Source organism: uncultured Methanobrevibacter sp. (assembly GCF_900314615.1).
GTDB lineage: Archaea > Methanobacteriota > Methanobacteria > Methanobacteriales > Methanobacteriaceae > Methanocatella.
Window position 1 is genome coordinate 117,489 of the sequence record NZ_OMWA01000001.1, and the last position, 16,057, is coordinate 133,545.

At 36.3% G+C, this 16,057-nt stretch carries 15 protein-coding genes and 2 tRNA genes; 13 read left to right on the forward strand and 4 right to left on the reverse strand.

Features of this window, described 5'->3' with window-relative positions; translation table 11 throughout:
* Window positions 1-114: 114 nt before the first annotated feature.
* From purC to QZN33_RS00665, 6 genes are all read left to right on the forward strand, one after another.
* The gene (purC, locus tag QZN33_RS00640) at window positions 115-846 is read left to right on the forward strand and encodes a phosphoribosylaminoimidazolesuccinocarboxamide synthase (protein ID WP_296788335.1); all 732 of its coding nucleotides are present in this window, start codon (window positions 115-117) and stop codon (window positions 844-846) included.
* 8 nt (window positions 847-854) lie between these two features.
* Entirely contained in the window at window positions 855-1,121 is a 267-nt protein-coding gene (purS, locus tag QZN33_RS00645; RefSeq protein ID WP_292746101.1) for a phosphoribosylformylglycinamidine synthase subunit PurS, read from the forward strand.
* 9 nt (window positions 1,122-1,130) lie between these two features.
* On the forward strand, window positions 1,131-1,775 hold the full coding sequence (gene purQ, locus QZN33_RS00650) for a phosphoribosylformylglycinamidine synthase subunit PurQ (RefSeq protein WP_296788341.1): 645 nt from the start codon (window positions 1,131-1,133) through the stop codon (window positions 1,773-1,775).
* A gap of 10 nt (window positions 1,776-1,785) precedes the next feature.
* Complete coding sequence (gene cobA, locus QZN33_RS00655; protein ID WP_296788343.1) at window positions 1,786-2,502, forward strand: uroporphyrinogen-III C-methyltransferase; 717 nt, start codon at window positions 1,786-1,788, stop codon at window positions 2,500-2,502.
* A gap of 5 nt (window positions 2,503-2,507) precedes the next feature.
* On the forward strand, window positions 2,508-4,292 hold the full coding sequence (gene glmS / locus QZN33_RS00660; RefSeq protein ID WP_296788357.1) for a glutamine--fructose-6-phosphate transaminase (isomerizing): 1,785 nt from the start codon (window positions 2,508-2,510) through the stop codon (window positions 4,290-4,292).
* A gap of 395 nt (window positions 4,293-4,687) precedes the next feature.
* A complete protein-coding gene (locus QZN33_RS00665) occupies window positions 4,688-6,550 on the forward strand; it encodes an Ig-like domain-containing protein (RefSeq protein WP_296788366.1) in 1,863 nt (620 codons plus the stop codon).
* Here QZN33_RS00665 and QZN33_RS00670 read toward each other — a convergent pair.
* The 4 genes from QZN33_RS00670 to QZN33_RS00685 form a co-directional block, all read right to left on the reverse strand.
* Window positions 6,545-7,759, reverse strand: coding sequence for an MnmC family methyltransferase (locus tag QZN33_RS00670; RefSeq protein ID WP_296788369.1), 1,215 nt, complete (start codon window positions 7,757-7,759; stop codon window positions 6,545-6,547). The two genes, QZN33_RS00665 and QZN33_RS00670, sit on opposite strands and share 6 nt — an antisense overlap.
* A gap of 153 nt (window positions 7,760-7,912) precedes the next feature.
* The gene (locus QZN33_RS00675) at window positions 7,913-8,092 is read right to left on the reverse strand and encodes a hypothetical protein (RefSeq protein WP_296788372.1); all 180 of its coding nucleotides are present in this window, start codon (window positions 8,090-8,092) and stop codon (window positions 7,913-7,915) included.
* A 175-nt stretch (window positions 8,093-8,267) separates the two neighbouring features.
* Entirely contained in the window at window positions 8,268-8,900 is a 633-nt protein-coding gene (locus tag QZN33_RS00680; protein WP_296788375.1) for a hypothetical protein, read from the reverse strand.
* A gap of 108 nt (window positions 8,901-9,008) precedes the next feature.
* Complete coding sequence (locus QZN33_RS00685) at window positions 9,009-9,134, reverse strand: hypothetical protein (protein WP_296788378.1); 126 nt, start codon at window positions 9,132-9,134, stop codon at window positions 9,009-9,011.
* A gap of 241 nt (window positions 9,135-9,375) precedes the next feature.
* Here QZN33_RS00685 and tgtA point away from each other — a divergent pair, with 241 nt between their 5' ends.
* From tgtA to QZN33_RS00720, 7 genes are all read left to right on the forward strand, one after another.
* A complete protein-coding gene (gene tgtA, locus QZN33_RS00690; RefSeq protein ID WP_296788381.1) occupies window positions 9,376-11,355 on the forward strand; it encodes a tRNA guanosine(15) transglycosylase TgtA in 1,980 nt (659 codons plus the stop codon).
* A 4-nt stretch (window positions 11,356-11,359) separates the two neighbouring features.
* Window positions 11,360-12,028, forward strand: coding sequence for a class I SAM-dependent methyltransferase (locus QZN33_RS00695; RefSeq protein ID WP_296788384.1), 669 nt, complete (start codon window positions 11,360-11,362; stop codon window positions 12,026-12,028).
* A 126-nt stretch (window positions 12,029-12,154) separates the two neighbouring features.
* Window positions 12,155-12,228, forward strand: a tRNA-Gly gene (locus QZN33_RS00700).
* 16 nt (window positions 12,229-12,244) lie between these two features.
* A tRNA-Gly gene (locus tag QZN33_RS00705) sits at window positions 12,245-12,318 on the forward strand.
* Window positions 12,319-12,463: 145 nt separating this feature from the next.
* Entirely contained in the window at window positions 12,464-13,501 is a 1,038-nt protein-coding gene (locus QZN33_RS00710; protein WP_296788387.1) for a hydroxymethylglutaryl-CoA synthase, read from the forward strand.
* Between the two features lie 12 nt (window positions 13,502-13,513).
* Entirely contained in the window at window positions 13,514-14,671 is a 1,158-nt protein-coding gene (locus QZN33_RS00715) for a thiolase domain-containing protein (RefSeq protein ID WP_296788390.1), read from the forward strand.
* A 23-nt stretch (window positions 14,672-14,694) separates the two neighbouring features.
* On the forward strand, window positions 14,695-15,651 hold the full coding sequence (locus QZN33_RS00720) for a DUF1848 domain-containing protein (RefSeq protein ID WP_296788393.1): 957 nt from the start codon (window positions 14,695-14,697) through the stop codon (window positions 15,649-15,651).
* Window positions 15,652-16,057 lie beyond the last annotated feature (406 nt).

The window sequence follows — 16,057 nt, forward strand, 5'->3', positions numbered from 1 at the left end:
TTTATTTTAACATTCATTATTCTTTTTTTTATTTTTCGCTTATTTTTTAAATAGTATTATATAATATTTCCACTAAAAATTATAATATAATAATTTAATAATTTTGTTGATATCATGGACAAAAAAGAGTTAATTAATTCTGGAAAAGTAAAAAGCGTATTTACTACAGATAACGACGATGAAGTCATAATCGAGTTTAGAGACGACATGACTGCAGGTGACGGCGAACGTAAGGAAGTTATGAACAAAAAAGGTTCATACAATGCAATAATTTCCGCTAAAATATTCAAAGTTTTAGAGGAAAACGGCATCAAAACCCAGTTCATTGATCTTCCGGAACCTAACGTAATGCTTGCAAAAAAACTTGAAATGATTCCAATTGAAGTTATTGTAAGAAATATCGCAACAGGAAGCCTTGTTCGCAAATATCCGATTGAAGACGGTACCAAACTGGACCCTCCAATCGTTCAGATGGACTTCAAGGCAGACGAATATCACGACCCTATGCTCAACCGTTCAATCATAAAGGCGTTAGGCATTGCAACCGAAGAGGAAATCGACATCCTTGTTGAAAAAGCTTTAAAAATCAATGAAATTCTAACCAAATTCTTTGCAGATGCTGGAATCATTCTCGTTGACTATAAAGTTGAATTCGGAAAGGACAAAGACGGAAACATTCTTTTAGGTGATGAAATCTCACCTGACGGATGCAGATTATGGGACAGTGAAACCCTTGAAATGCTTGATAAGGAACTGTTCAGAAAAGGAAAAGACTCAGAAGTTATGGACGCTTACGTTGAAGTTTACAACAGAATTATTCCCGACGAGGAAAAGTTTGATTTTTAGGTGATTAAATGTTATTTGATATTGAAGTGAAAATTTCCCTTAAAAGCGGTATGTTAAACCCTGAAGCTACTCAGGTTGAAAGATCTCTTGATTTATTAGGTTACGAAGTTAAAAACGTTAAAACTGTTGAAACCATCAAATTCCAAATGGAAGGCGAAGACAGGGAAGTAATCAGAGAAAATGTAGTGGATATGTGTGAAAGATTACTCTGTAATCCTGTAATTCACGATTATAAGATAAATGTAATCCCACAGAACATGGCATGTGGCAAATAAGGTGAGAGAATGAAAATTGGTGTAATTAGATTTCCTGGAACAAACTGTGACAGGGACGTCGCACAGGCCATAGAACTGGCAGGACTCACTCCAGAATACATCTGGTGGAGTGAAGAGAATCTCACTGACTATGACGGCATTGTCATTCCAGGTGGATTTTCATACGGAGATTACTTAAGAGCAGGAGCTATGGCTTCAATCACTCCGGTCATTGACGGAATCAAATCATTGGTAAAAGAGGAAAAACCGGTTTTGGGAATATGTAACGGTGCACAGATTTTAGGTGAAATCGGACTTGTTCCTGGAATTTTCATAACTAATGAATATCCTAAATTCAACTGTGAATGGGTTGATTTGAAAGTAGGCACCTCAAGAACTCCGTTTACAAAAGCATTCAAAAAAGACCAGATAATCAGACTTCCTATTGCACACGCTGAAGGAAGATTCTACACTGAAGACATGGACCTTCTTAAAGACCAGGACCAGATTGTACTTCAGTTTGAAGGCAAAAACCCTAACGGTTCAATGGAAGCGATTACAAGCGTTTGTGACGAGTCAGGTCTAGTATGTGCAATGATGCCTCACCCTGAAAGAGCCTGTGAAGAAATATTCGGCTCAGATGACGGTTTAAACTTCTTTAAAGGATTTTTATAAAGTGATATAAATGGTAGTTTACTTAATTGGTGCAGGTCCTGGAGATGCTGATTTAATAACTCTTAAAGCAGTTAAAGCATTAAACAAAGCAGACGTTGTTTTATATGACTATCTGGCTAATGAAGAAATACTGGCTCATGCGCCTGAAGATGCTGAAAAAATATATGTCGGCAAAAAGGCAGGCGAGCATTATAAAACTCAGGATGAAATCAACGAGTTAATCATCGCACAGGCACAGGAGCATGAAAATGTCGTAAGGCTTAAAGGAGGAGACCCTTTTGTCTTTGGCCGTGGCGGTGAAGAAATATTGGCTTTAATGGAACATGATATCAAATTTGAAGTTATACCTGGTGTAACATCAGCAATTGGAGCACCAACTTCCCTGGGACTACCTGTAACTCACAGAGCGGTTGCAACATCACTTACAATTGTAACTGGTCATGAAGACCCGACAAAACCTGAAAGTCAGGTTCACTGGGACTATACTGCAGATACTTTAGTTATTCTCATGGGAATAGGCAATATTCGTGAAAACACTCAAGAAATCATGAAATATCGCTCAGCAGACACTCCTGTATGTGCAGTTGAAAGCGGAACTCTGCCTGATGAAAATCTGGTGTTCGGCACTTTGGGAGATATTGCAGATAAAAAAATCAATACTCCAGCCATTCTCATAATTGGTGATGTTGTAAAAATGTATCAGAAAATTTATGATTATCAAAGGTGATTAATGTGTGTGGAATTGTAGGTTGTATATTAAAAGAGGAAGATGATGTGGCCCCTATTCTTTTTGACTGCATATCCAAACTCGAATACAGGGGATATGACTCAATAGGTCTTGCTACATTTTCCGAAGATAAAATTCACATTAAAAAAGACAAAGGAAAAATCATTGAAGTAGATAAAAGTCTGGATTTAACCGACATGCCTGGAAGCTTCGGTATTGCTCATGTACGATGGGCAACACATGGTGATCCTTCCAAACTTAATGCTCACCCTCACGTTGATGAAGAAAATCGCGTTGCTGTTGTTCACAACGGTATTATTGAAAACTATCTTGAAATCAGAGAACAGTTAATCTCTGAAGGTCATGTATTCAAATCAGAAACGGATACAGAAGTAATTCCACATCTGATTCAGAAATTCATGGATGAAGGATTCGACCTGGAACATGCAGTAAGAAAAACAATTGGAATTATCGAAGGAGCATATGCTATTGCAGCAATATCAGTAAATGAACCTGACAAGATTGTTGCAACACGTAAGGATTCTCCTTTAATTGTTGGTCTTGGAGAAAACGGATATTATCTTGCATCCGACTCACCGGCAATATTGAAATACGCTAAAGACATAATCTATCCTGAAAAAGGCGAAATTGTCATCATAGACAGGGATGGTGTAGTTGTTCATGATGAATTCGACAACGTTGTCAACAAGGATATAGAAACCATCAACTGGACACCTGAAATGGCTGAAAAGGAAGGATATGACCATTTCATGATAAAGGAAATCAATGAACAGGCAACAGCCGTAAGAAATACTTTAACTCAAAAGGAAAACATTCAGGAAATAATCGATGATTTTGATGATATTCAAAGAATCTGCTTTGTAGCATGCGGAACATCATATCATGCGTCTTTAACAGGTAAGTATCTGATTGAATCCCTTGCAGGCGTTCCGACCGATGTAATTCTTGCATCTGAATTTAAATACTCAGCAAATACTTTAAACGACAAGACTCTGGTAATATTCATATCACAGTCCGGTGAAACTGCAGACTCCCTAAAGGCACTGGATGTTGCAAACAAAACATCAAAAACATTAGGTATAGTCAATGTTGCAGGATCAGCTATTACAAGAAGAGCGGATTATGTAATCCAGACTCAGGCAGGTCCTGAAATAGGTGTGGCAGCAACAAAAACATATGTTGCACAGCTGACTTCAATATATCTGTTTGCAGCGCTTTTATGCAAAAATCAGGAACTTCTTGATGAACTTGAAAAGGTTCCGGATTTCATTGACGAATCTCTAAAAGACATAGATTACGTCAAGGAACTTTCAAAAAGATATAACTATGCACGTGACTTCTTCTACTTGGGCAGAGGATATTCCTATCCGACAGCACTTGAAGGCGCCTTGAAACTCAAGGAAATTACATATATCCACGGTGAAGGATATGCTGCAGGTGAACTCAAGCACGGTCCTCTTGCACTGATTGATGAAGGAATTCCTGTGGTTGTAATAATTCCTCCTGGAGACAATTACAGAAAAACCATGAGTAATCTTGAAGAAGTCAAATCTCGTGGAGCTAACGTGCTGGCAATAGGTGCAAAAGGCGATGAATCTCTTAAAAGCAAAGCTAATGCAGTTATAGAAATAAATGCTGAAGTTAAAGAAATCATTGCTCCTCTGGTATATATCGTACCGTTGCAGCTGATAGCTTATTATATTACTCTTGAAAAAGGTCATGACCCTGACAAGCCTAAAAATCTGGCAAAATGTGTGACCGTGGAATAAGGTTTTTTGACCTTATTTGACTTTTTTTATTTTTTTCATTGTTTAATCTTTAAATCCGATTTTGGGATATTTAAACATTAATTTTTCCAATATTGTGCTCTACTGTTTAATTTATCGAAAACCTTTAAATATTACCTGGTCGTCTATTATTTTAAAGTCATGATGTTTCTCAATGTTTTCTTAACTATTGGTAATTATAAAAATTTCATTTTCAATCGGATATTGTCTTTTGTTAATAATTTCAATTACTTTAATGTATTTATACTATTTTTTAGATTATTTAACTTTATTTATTGTAAATTAGGCCTATTTGTGCTTTTTTTGAAAAACAAAAGCTTTTTATAGAAAAAGTGTAATAAGAAATATTACGAACAAATGTTAAATGGAGTTAACGTATGTTTAATAAAAAATTTAGTTTAGTTTTAATTACTCTGGTGTTTATGTTGTCACTGTCTGCAGTTGCAGCAGTTGATGCAAACTCAACCGATGATATAATTGCTGGAGAAGTTGATGAAGAGCCTCCATCGGGTAATGTTACTAATATTTCCGATAGTGAGGTTGTATTAACTGCTAATCCAAATGATAATTATGTTTTAAGCAGTGTAGATAACGGAAAATACTACAGTGGCGGAAGTTATGATTTTATCTTATCAAATAATGATAATCCTGTAGAAAATGTTTCTGTTTCTATCAGTCTTAACGGAGTTGTTTTTACTCAAAACACTGATGATGCCGGTAAGGTATCCGTTCCATTGGATTTGAAAGCAGGTACATATAAGATTTCAGCATCCTATGATAATGTCTCTGCAAACGATACTGTCAAGGTACTGTCTGTAGTGACTGGAAAGGATATAACTAAAACTTATAAAAGTACCACAAAATACACAGCCACTTTCCTTGACGGCAACGGCGCTCCCCTTAAAAATACCAAGGTCAAATTCAAAATCAACGGTAAGACTTATACCCAAAAGACCAATTCAAAGGGTGTTGCCAGTCTTGCTATCGATTTGAAAGTCGGAACATATACTGTATATGCAATTCATCCGGACGGATACAGAACTTCAAACAAGATTACTGTGACTACATCAGTCATTTCTAGTAATCTTAACAAAAGATATTTGAGTTCCAAGGTATTTTCAGCTACATTCTACGGCACCAACGGTAAACTGCTTTCCAAAAAGTATGTTACATTCAAATGCCATGGAGATACATTCAAGGTCAGAACAAATTCCAAAGGTGTTGCAGAGTTAAGTGTTATTTCATACCCGTCAACATTCAAGATTTATTCAATAAATCCTCAGACAGGTGAGAAAAAGACTAACACTATCAAAATTTCACCTACAATGACCGCAAGCAAGATGACAGTATTCTCCGATAAGACTTCTAAATTCAAAGTAAAACTTTATAAAAATGAGAAATTAGTTAAAAACGCTAAGGTTTATGTTTATATCAAAGGTGTGAAGAAGGTTGCAAAAACCGATGCCAACGGTGTGGCCAGTGTCAATTTCAAATTGGGCAAGGGAACATATACATTCGAATCATATGATCCATACACAAAATCAAGTATCGGTACTAAAATTACAGTTAATTTGGCTTCTATCAAGGCCAACAATATTGTAGCGCCTTCAAACAAGGTCTCAGTATTCACTGCAACCTTGCTCAAACAGAACGGTGATGTTGCCAAAAATACCAGGATGCAGATGACGCTTGACGGCAAAACATATACCATCAAAACAAATGCATATGGTGCAGCCAGCCTGTCTTTCAATCTCACTGAAGGAACTTACAATGTTGTCTGTAAGGATTTAAGCACAAACTACACAGTAACCAAAACAATAACTGTCTATGAATCAAATATTGGTACATCATATAATCAGTATGGTGTTTCAGAAGACGGATATTCTCTTTTGGCTATTGGTAGGGCTTCAGCTTCAGGTGAGCTCAGCAAATACGGTTATACATTCTATGTAACTGAGTTTGACAGAACCTGTCCGTACTGCGGAAGCCACAATCTCTACTGGAGTATTTTCTTTGCTGGTTCAGAAACCGCAAACTGGGGAACATTCCCTGCAACAGGTTACGGTGAAGGAAGCAGTGCAGAAGGTATAATAGTCTGTGCCGACTGTGACAGTGACTGGTCTGTATTCGGTCATAACCATGGAGGTTCCGGCGGTGATTTGACAATAATTACACCGACTGAATCATGTACTAAAGCCGATGCATATACCTTGAAAAGCGGAAATTATGTAGCTTCATAATTTTCCGGATTTAACTTTTTTCAATCTGTTTTTCATTTCAAGAATTCTATTTCTTGAATTATTTTTTTCATTTTGTTTTTCTGAGTAATTGTTTTCACATTCAACAATGTATGATGCTTCTTTTGATGTTGTTGACGGTATATTCATTTTTGCAAGGTTTCTCTCAACGCGCCTTTTGAGTTTTTCATCATCCATCTCGCATCCTAAAAATATAGGTGTTTTTACTGCAGATGATATTTTGGTGCTGTGGCGCGCTTCATGGCGCTCTTCAGTTCTTCTATCCAGAATAACATCACTGTTGTCATTTAAATCAGGGTCTCTAAACGGAATTCCAACATCAGAAAGTGCAATTCTTATCTCATCATTTTTTGGTAGTGATGTGTCGAGCATTAACGGGTTTGGACTAGCCAGAGTTCCACCCTGTTTTCTTCCGAATATCGGACCTCTTCCAATGTAGAAATCAGCTTCGATAAATGCGTCTCTGACGGGTGCTGCTGATGTGTATGTTGCAACAATACCGTCATCCTTTATTATTCTTCTAAATTGGGTGAAAAACTCAAGTGAAAACAGCTCAGGTGCCATGTTCTGACTGAAAGGATCTAGAAATATTGCATCATATGTGTTGTCCTTGAGACTTTGAACAGTCTGTCTGGCATCCTCGATGAATACATTGATGTTAATGTTTTCGGGAATTTGGGTAGTCTCGCCGCTTAATGTTGCATAATTCTGGCGAATAAGTTCCTCTTCAATGGCTTTTTTGGTAATGTCATGTGCTTTGATTGGGGATGGAACCAGAAGTCCGCATGCCAGTGTTGCTTTGGAAATCTCGACCATATCAATTGTGAGTGTTGAATCTGAGGAGTTTTTGATAAAATCATCAATTGCCGCTGATGAATTGTATCCCAATCCCGCACAGATGTCGAGAATAGCAATATCTTCATCGTAGTTGAACTTCATAGGTTTGATAAATTTCTCAAATGCCTCACTTATTGCACCTGTAGATGTATGAAGTGTTTCAATTTTATGATTTATTTCTTTTGAACTAATAGAATAAGATCCATCATCTGTTAAAACAAAATAATCGTTGTAAGTATCAAAAAAATTAACCCTTCCTTCAATATTTCGACTACTTTTTTCCTGACTAAAACATTCATTGACTAAATCAAAAATATCGTCGTTAATTACTCTGGCATTATTTTCGTAACTCATTTTATCTAGATTACTTTTTGATTTTTATTTTTTATAAATTTTAATCAGCTGCTGATTTAGTTTTCATCACTCATAATATCCTCAAATGAATATTTTTTCAGCGATATGCGATTGATTGATGTGTGATGGTTTGATGTGTTTTGTGATATTGAGTTAGTATTTTGTTTCAGTGTTAACTATGCTGCGTATTTCGCTTATTGGGATGTTTATCATTTCGGAAACTGTTTTGAGAGGGTAATTTTTTAATAATGAATCAATTATTTCTTTTTTACCGTTTTCTCTTTCTTTTTTTCTTATTTTTGCAAAGTCTCCTCTTTGTTTGATGTCTTCCACGCCGATCATCTCCATTAATGTTTCTTGTTTTTCAGGGTCAATGTATATGGTATGTTTAGATACATGCCTTTTGCAGTTTGTTTCGTTTCTTCTTTTGATGTTTTTTTAATTGTCTTTTTATTATTTGTGTGGTTGGTTAATGTGAGATGGTTTGGGGTGTTTTCTTGAAATTGATTTAGTATTCTGGTTTGCTGTTAACTATGCTGCGTATTTCGCTTATTGGGATGTTTATCATTTCGGATACTGTTTTGAGGGGGTAATTTTTTAATAATGAATCAATTATTTCTTTTTTAGCTCTTTTTTCAATGTTTTCTCTTTTTGCTTTTCTTATTTTTGCAAAGTCTCCTCTTTGTTTGATGTCTTCCACGCTGATCATCTCCATTAATGTTTCTTGTTTTTCAGGGTCAATGTATTCCAGTATGTTTAGATACATGCCCCTTACTATTTGCTCCATTTCCTCTTTTGGAATGCAGTGTTTCTTGTTTTTGATGTTGGTGCATACTTCTTCAATTATTTGGCTTTCACTTTCTCCAATGTCAAATAATGGAAATGTGGATAATAGTGTGCATTCCATTGATGTTAATTTGTGGTTATTTCTAAATTTATCTCTAATAATTTTTAAATCTTCTTGTTTGTTAATTTCTTTGGTCTTGATTATCTGAGGGTGAAACGTTATATCCAGTTCACTGTACTCATAGATTTCGCCGTATTTTGAAATAACGATGATAATTGAAATAACATCTGTTTTTTCTTTGCAGTATACCTGACGGTAGTAATCATAGACCTGTTTGAGATCTTTAGTTCTCAAAGTATTCTTTTTAAACTCAAAAATAATTATCTTTCCGGATTCCGTCAAACCTGCAAAATCAAGCTGGGAATCTAAAATTTTAAAGTTTTCCTTTTTGTCTTCTGATATTTATTCTGTAGGAATTGTATCGATTACTTCTTCATCAATACCTAAAATCTTCAAGATATTGTTCAAAAGATATATGAAGCATGCCTTGATGAAAAGGTCTTGATTTTTGGTGTTTTCAATGCTCATCAACATCTCCTCCATGATGATGGTTTTATTACATCATTTGTACTTATTATTTTAATTTAACTAATATATAAATGGTTTAGTTCGATTTAAAGGCAATTTAAGGCATCTAAAACAATTTAAATAAATGAAAGCAATTTTCATATCTTAAATTTTAACTTTAAAAATAAGCAAAATTTATATAATTTCTAATTTAAACTTTAAATTAAATTCTAATTTTAAAAAAACAAGTAAGGTTAATTAAATGTTTGAAATTAAAGCTAAAGATAATATGGGGCGTGTAGGAGTTTTAAAAACAAAACATGGTGATGTTAAAACTCCTGCACTGATGCCGGTTATTCATCCGCGAAAACAGGCAATTGATGTTGCCAAATACGGTGCGGATATTGTAATTACAAATGCATACCTGATTTACAAGGATGAAGAGCTCAAAAAAGAGGCTGTGGAAAAGGGACTTCATGAACTGATACATTTCGACGGTCCTGTAATGACAGATTCAGGATCTTTCCAGCTGTCAGTTTACGGGGATGTTGAAATCACAAACAAGGAAGTCATCGAGTTTCAGGAACTTATCGGGACTGATATCGGAACAAGCCTTGATATTCCGACAGCTCCTTTTGTTGACCGTGAAAAGGCAGAAAGTGATTTGGAAATCACAATAGAAAGGGCAAAGGAAGCTGTTCAGTTTAAAAAAGAAAACAATATTGAAATGCTTTTAAACTCTGTTGTTCAGGGCTCAACATATTTGGATTTAAGGCGTCAGTGTGCAAAAGAATTGTCTGCTTTAGATGCAGATTTATATCCTATCGGCGCAGTCGTTCCTTTAATGGAGTCATATCACTACAAAGACCTGGTCGATGTTGTAATGAACTCAATGAAGGAACTTTCAGATACCGTTCCACGCCATTTGATGGGAGCGGGACATCCTATGATATTTGCACTGTGCGTTGCAATGGGATGTGACCTTTTCGATTCAGCGGCCTACATTCTTTATGCTGAAGATGACCGCTTACTTTCAACCAGAGGAACATTCAAGCTTGAAAACCTTCAGGAAATGCCGTGTTCATGTGAAGTGTGCACCAAATACACTCCAGATGATTTAAGGGCAATGCCTAAAAAAGAAAGACGTGACCTGATAGCTCAGCATAACCTCCATGTATCCTTTGCAGAGCTTAGACTAATCAGACAGGCAATATATGATGGAAACCTGATGGAACTTGTTGAAGAGCGCTGCAGAGCTCACCCTGCACTTCTTGAAGCGGTAAGACAACTCGCAAACTACTCTGAAGATTTGGAAAAATACGACCCTAGAAGCAAAAAGTCAGCATTTTTCTACACAGGTCCGGAATCATTAGGTCGTTCAGAAGTACGCAGACACATGCAGAAACTGCGGGAAATGCCTAAAAAAAGAGATCTGGTAATTCTGCCGCCTTCCAGAAAACCTTACTCCAAATTCATTTCAGGAAAACTGGGTGAATTTTATGTATATGGCGAAGAGCATGAAATAGATGGGGACAACACTGACTTTATGGTCCTGGACATTCCGTTCGGACTCATACCTCTTGAAATCGATGAAGTTTATCCGTTAAGCCAGAGTGATGCTCCAAAAACACGTGATGTAGACAGCATTGAGTTTATTGAGGATTTCATAGATGAATTTGGTGAATACTATGATGAAGTTTTAATCCATCAGAGAATTGTCAGGGACTATGACATTGATGTATCTGAAAACAGCCTCTATTCAGGTGATGTAAGATACACCAAAGATGATGTTAAAAAGGTTAAAGCCATTGCAGACTATCAGTTCGGTATGGGTGCCGGTGAAGCTCTCTTTAAAGGCAACATTAACATAGAAAAGAGTAAAAAGACAGGCAAAATCAGACATATCTATGACGGAAAAATATTAATTGTCAATATGAGGGCATCAGATTCTTATTTAATCCTCTCAAAAGAAGGTGCAAAAAGGCTTCACGCTGCAATGCCTTTCCCTCAAAACAGGGTTGTAGTAAATGAGGATTCAGTGCCATTTGCACTTGATGGTAAAAGCGTATTCTCTAAATTTGTAGTTGAATGTGATGAGAACATTAGATCAAAGGATGAAGTGCTGATTGTTGATGAAGATGATAAACTTTTAGCTTATGGAAAATCCCTTTTGGGAGCATGCGAAATAGAGCAGTTTGAAACAGGTCAGGCTATCAAAACACGTAAAGGAATGAAGAAGTGATAATATGAGTGATAAAGATAAGGTAAATACAGGTCATCATATTGAAGATAAGGAACTTATTAAAAACGCAAGAAAACCTGTCGGTGAGCTTGGCCATCAGATTCTTGACAGGATGAACAAATCCCATGAAAGCATGGCTCAATGGGGAGTAAGCCATTTTGAAGTAGCTGAAGACAGCAAAATCCTTGATATCGGCTGTGGAGGTGGAAGAAATATCGAAAGATTTGCAGCGCAGATTTCCGAAAACGGAAGAGTAGTCGGAATCGATTATTCTGAAGTAAGCGTTGAAAAATCCACCAAACTTAATCAGGAATCAATTGACAAAGGAATTGTCAATGTTCTGCAGGGTTCTGTTTCAGACATGCCATTTTATGATGAAACCTTTGACATTGTAACCGGATTTGAAACAATATATTTCTGGCCGGATTTCATCAATGACTTAAAAGAAGTTAACAGAGTCCTTAAAAAGGACGGTCTTGTATTTTTCTGCAATGAAGCGGTTTACCGTGAAGGTCAGATGGAAAAATATGATGATCTGGTAGAACTTCTTGATATGAAAATCTATTCTGAAGAAGTATTGAAGGAATCTCTTGAAAAAACTGGTTTTAAGGATTTCAAAGCTTATATCAATGATGAAAACGATTGGATTTGTGTTACTGCACGTAAAATTTAAACATGCTCTTTGATGGGTTAATCTCATCAATATTATTTTTTTTTAATATTTCAATTTAAAAAATTTGTAAAAATGCAAACATTTATATATCATTAAAACATAAGTTTATTTGTTGTTAGTTTTCATGCGGTGTTAGTCCAGCCTGGTTAAGACTCTAGCCTGCCACGTTAGAGACCCGGGTTCAAATCCCGGACGCCGCATTTTTTATATATTTATGCAGTTGTGGTATAGTCTGGTTATTACTTGGGCCTTCCAAGCCTACAACCCGGGTTCGAATCCCGGCAACTGCATCTTGAAATTAATTCTTTTTTTAAAATTCTTATTTTGTTTAAAAAATACCTATTTTTTAGTTAGTTTTATATAATAATAAAAATATAATATTTATAATTAAATTAAATTTTAATGTCGTTTAAGATTATTATTTAAGGTGATTTAATGGTAGGAATAGTAGGATATGGTGCACATGTGCCATCTTATAGAATTAAAGTAGAAGAAATAGCTAAAGTATGGGGAGATGACCCAGTAGCTTTATCAAACGGATTGGTTGTTAATGAAAAGTCCGTACCTTCTGCTGATGAAGACACTGCTACTATTGCAGTAACTGCTGCTAGATATGCGCTAGCAAGAGCTCAAATTGATCCAAGTAAAATCGGTGCTGTTTATGTAGGTTCCGAATCTCATCCTTATGCGGTAAAACCGACTGCTTCCATTGTTGCTGAAGCGGTCTGCGCAACTCCAAAGCTTACTGCTGCGGATTTGGAATTCGCATGTAAGGCTGGAACTGCAGGTATTCAGATGACTATGGGTCTTGTAGAATCCGGAATGATTGAATACGGTTTAGCAATCGGTGCTGATACTTCACAGGGTGCTCCTGGGGATGCTTTAGAATACACTGCATCTGCCGGTGGTGCCGCTTATATTATCGGAAAAGAAAATACAATAGCTGACATTAACCATACATGCAGTTTTACAACCGATACTCCTGATTTCTACAGAAGAGAAGGTCAGGACTATCCTTCACACGGTGGACGTTTCACTGGTGAACCTGCTTACTTCAAACATGTTTTAAGCACAGCAAAAATGCTTTTTGAAGAAACAGATACTAAACCTGAAGATTATGATTATGCATGTTTCCACCAGCCTAACGGTAAATTCTACCTTAGAGCAGGTAAGAAATTAGGATTTACATCTGAACAAATCAAACAGGGTCTTTTAACTCCTAATATTGGAAATACCTACTCAGGTGCTGTACCATTGGCATTATCCAATATTTTGGATGTTGCAGAACCTGGCGATAATATTTTCGTTATTTCCTACGGTTCAGGTGCTGGAAGTGACGGTTTTACAATAACTGTTAAAGATGAAATTAAAGAAAGAAGAGATTTAGCTCCAAAAACACAGGACATCATTGATGATAAGACATATGTTGATTATGCTGTTTATGCTAAATTCAAAGGTAAAATTAAAATGTAAGGGGGCTTTTTAATGAGAGATGTTGCGATTATAGGAGTTTCACAAACAAAATTCGGTGAATTATGGGATAAATCCTTTAGGGATTTGATTGCTGAAGCTGGTGTAAAAGCTATTAATGATGCTGAAATTGACGGTGCGGCTATTGAAGCACTATTTGTTGGAAATATGTCCTCTGGATTATTTGTAGAACAAGAGCATATTGCAGCACTTATTTCTGACCATGTAGGTCTTAATCCAATACCTGCTACAAGAGTTGAAGCTGCTTGTGCATCAGGAGGTTTGGCATTAAGACAGGGAATCATGGCAGTTGCATCAGGTTTCCATGATGTGGTAATTTCTGCAGGTGTGGAAAAAATGACAGATGTCGTTGACGCTACTCCGGCTATTGCTACTGCATCCGATCAGGAATGGGAAGCACAGCAAGGGGCTACATTCCCGTCATTATATGCAATGATTGCAAAAAGACACATGTATGAATACGGAACTACCCGTGAACAGCTTGCACAGTTTTCAGTTGTAAACCATAAGAATGCATCCAAAAACCCTAATGCTCAGTTCCCATTTGAAGTGAGCGTTGATAAGGTTATCAACTCTACCATGGTAGCAGATCCTTTAACACTTCTTGACTGTTCTCCTGTAAGTGACGGAGCAGCTGCAATTGTAATGGTGCCTGCTGAAGATGCAAAAAAATACACTGACACTCCAATTTATGTAAAAGCTTCTGCACAGGCTTCTGGAACATTAACATTACACGACAGAAAAGATATCACTACCATTGAATCTACAAAAGTGGCTTCCAGAAAAGCTTATGAAATGGCAGGAGTTACTACTAAAGATATTGATTTAACTGAAGTTCACGACTGTTTCTCCATCAACGGACTTTTAGCTGTTGAAGATTTAGGATTCGCTGAAAAAGGTAAAGGGGGAATAGCTATTGAAGAAGGTCAAACTGAAATCGATGGTGATTTCCCAATCAACACTTCAGGTGGTCTTAAAGCACGTGGACACCCATTAGGTGCTACTGGTATCGCTCAGGCTGCTGAAGTTGTATGGCAGCTCAGAGGAGAAGCTGGCGGAAGACAAGTGGATGGTGCAGAAATCGGTATGACTCACAACATTGGTGGTACCGGTGGTACTGCAGCTGTACACATTTTCGGAAGAGATTTATAATCTCTTTTACTTTTTCTTTTTTTATGATACTTAACACTGGTTCAAGAACGGATATTCCAGCTTTTTTTCACAAATGGTTCCTAAATAGGGTCAGTGAAGGTTTTGTTTACTCAAGAAATCCCTATAATGACCAGATTTATAAATATACTTTTTCTCCCAAAAATGTTGACTGCATGTGTTTCTGCTCTAAAAATCCGAAGCCATTGGTTAAACACATGGATGAACTGTCTGAGTATAAGCAGTACTGGTTTTTAACAATAAATCCCTACGGCAGGGATGTTGAAGTCAATGTTCCTGGTTATAAATCGGTTATTAAAACATTCCGGAAAATCTCTGAAAATGTAGGAACAAACGCCATTGCCTGGAGATATGACCCTATTTTTATAACTGAAAAATATGATTTGGATTTTCATATTGACAAGTTTGAGGAGATTTCATCTGAACTGGCAGGTTATACTCATGACTGCACAATAAGTTTTATTGATTTGTATCAGAAGGTTTTGAGGAATTTTCCCGAAGCAGATGAGGTTACCACTGAAGAGCAGCTCATTATTGGTGAGAATTTTTCAAGAATTGCCCGTGAAAATGATATCTTAATCAGGACATGTCTTGAAGGAACACTGCTTGATCAGTTCGGCTGTGACTCATCGGGATGCATGACCCAGCATGTGATTGAAAAAGCTATTGGAAATAATTTGAAATTGCCTAAAGGAAAATACAAAAACCGTGAATGCAACTGCATATTTGGAAGGGATATTGGAGCATACAACACCTGCATGCATGGCTGTAGATATTGCTACGCAAACACCAACATGAAGCTAGTCAAAAAGAACCAAAAGTTGCATAATCCTGATTCACCTTTGCTAATCGGTGAAGTTAATGATGGTGATGATGTAAAGGAAGTTAATGAACCTAGCTATATTGAAACTCGCGAAAAAGTTCTACCACTTAAGCGTACTTTTCAATCAACTTTGTTATAAAATTTTATTTGCGTTTTTTTGAGGCTATTTTATGTCATGAATTTTTTATTCAGTATACTTTTTTGTTATTGGATTATTAAATAATTGCTTTGATTATGAAAAATTGTTTTGGTTTTGAAAAATTGCTCTGAGTTCGTTATTCGATTACTTTTCAAATGCTCTCTCTTATTTTTTATATATGGGTAATTATATATGATATATTATTCAATTAAATGTGATTTTAATTGTTGTTTTAAAAAAGAGTAGATGTTTTTTTTCATTTTTTTTAGATATGAATGAAAATGGTATATAATGATGGACTGGAGGAATGAGATTTATGGGTGAGTATATTCGAGGTGTGGTTGTTAAGCTTCATTTAACTCTTGAACAAGAAGTCATGTTTAAACAAAACTATGGTTGTACTCGT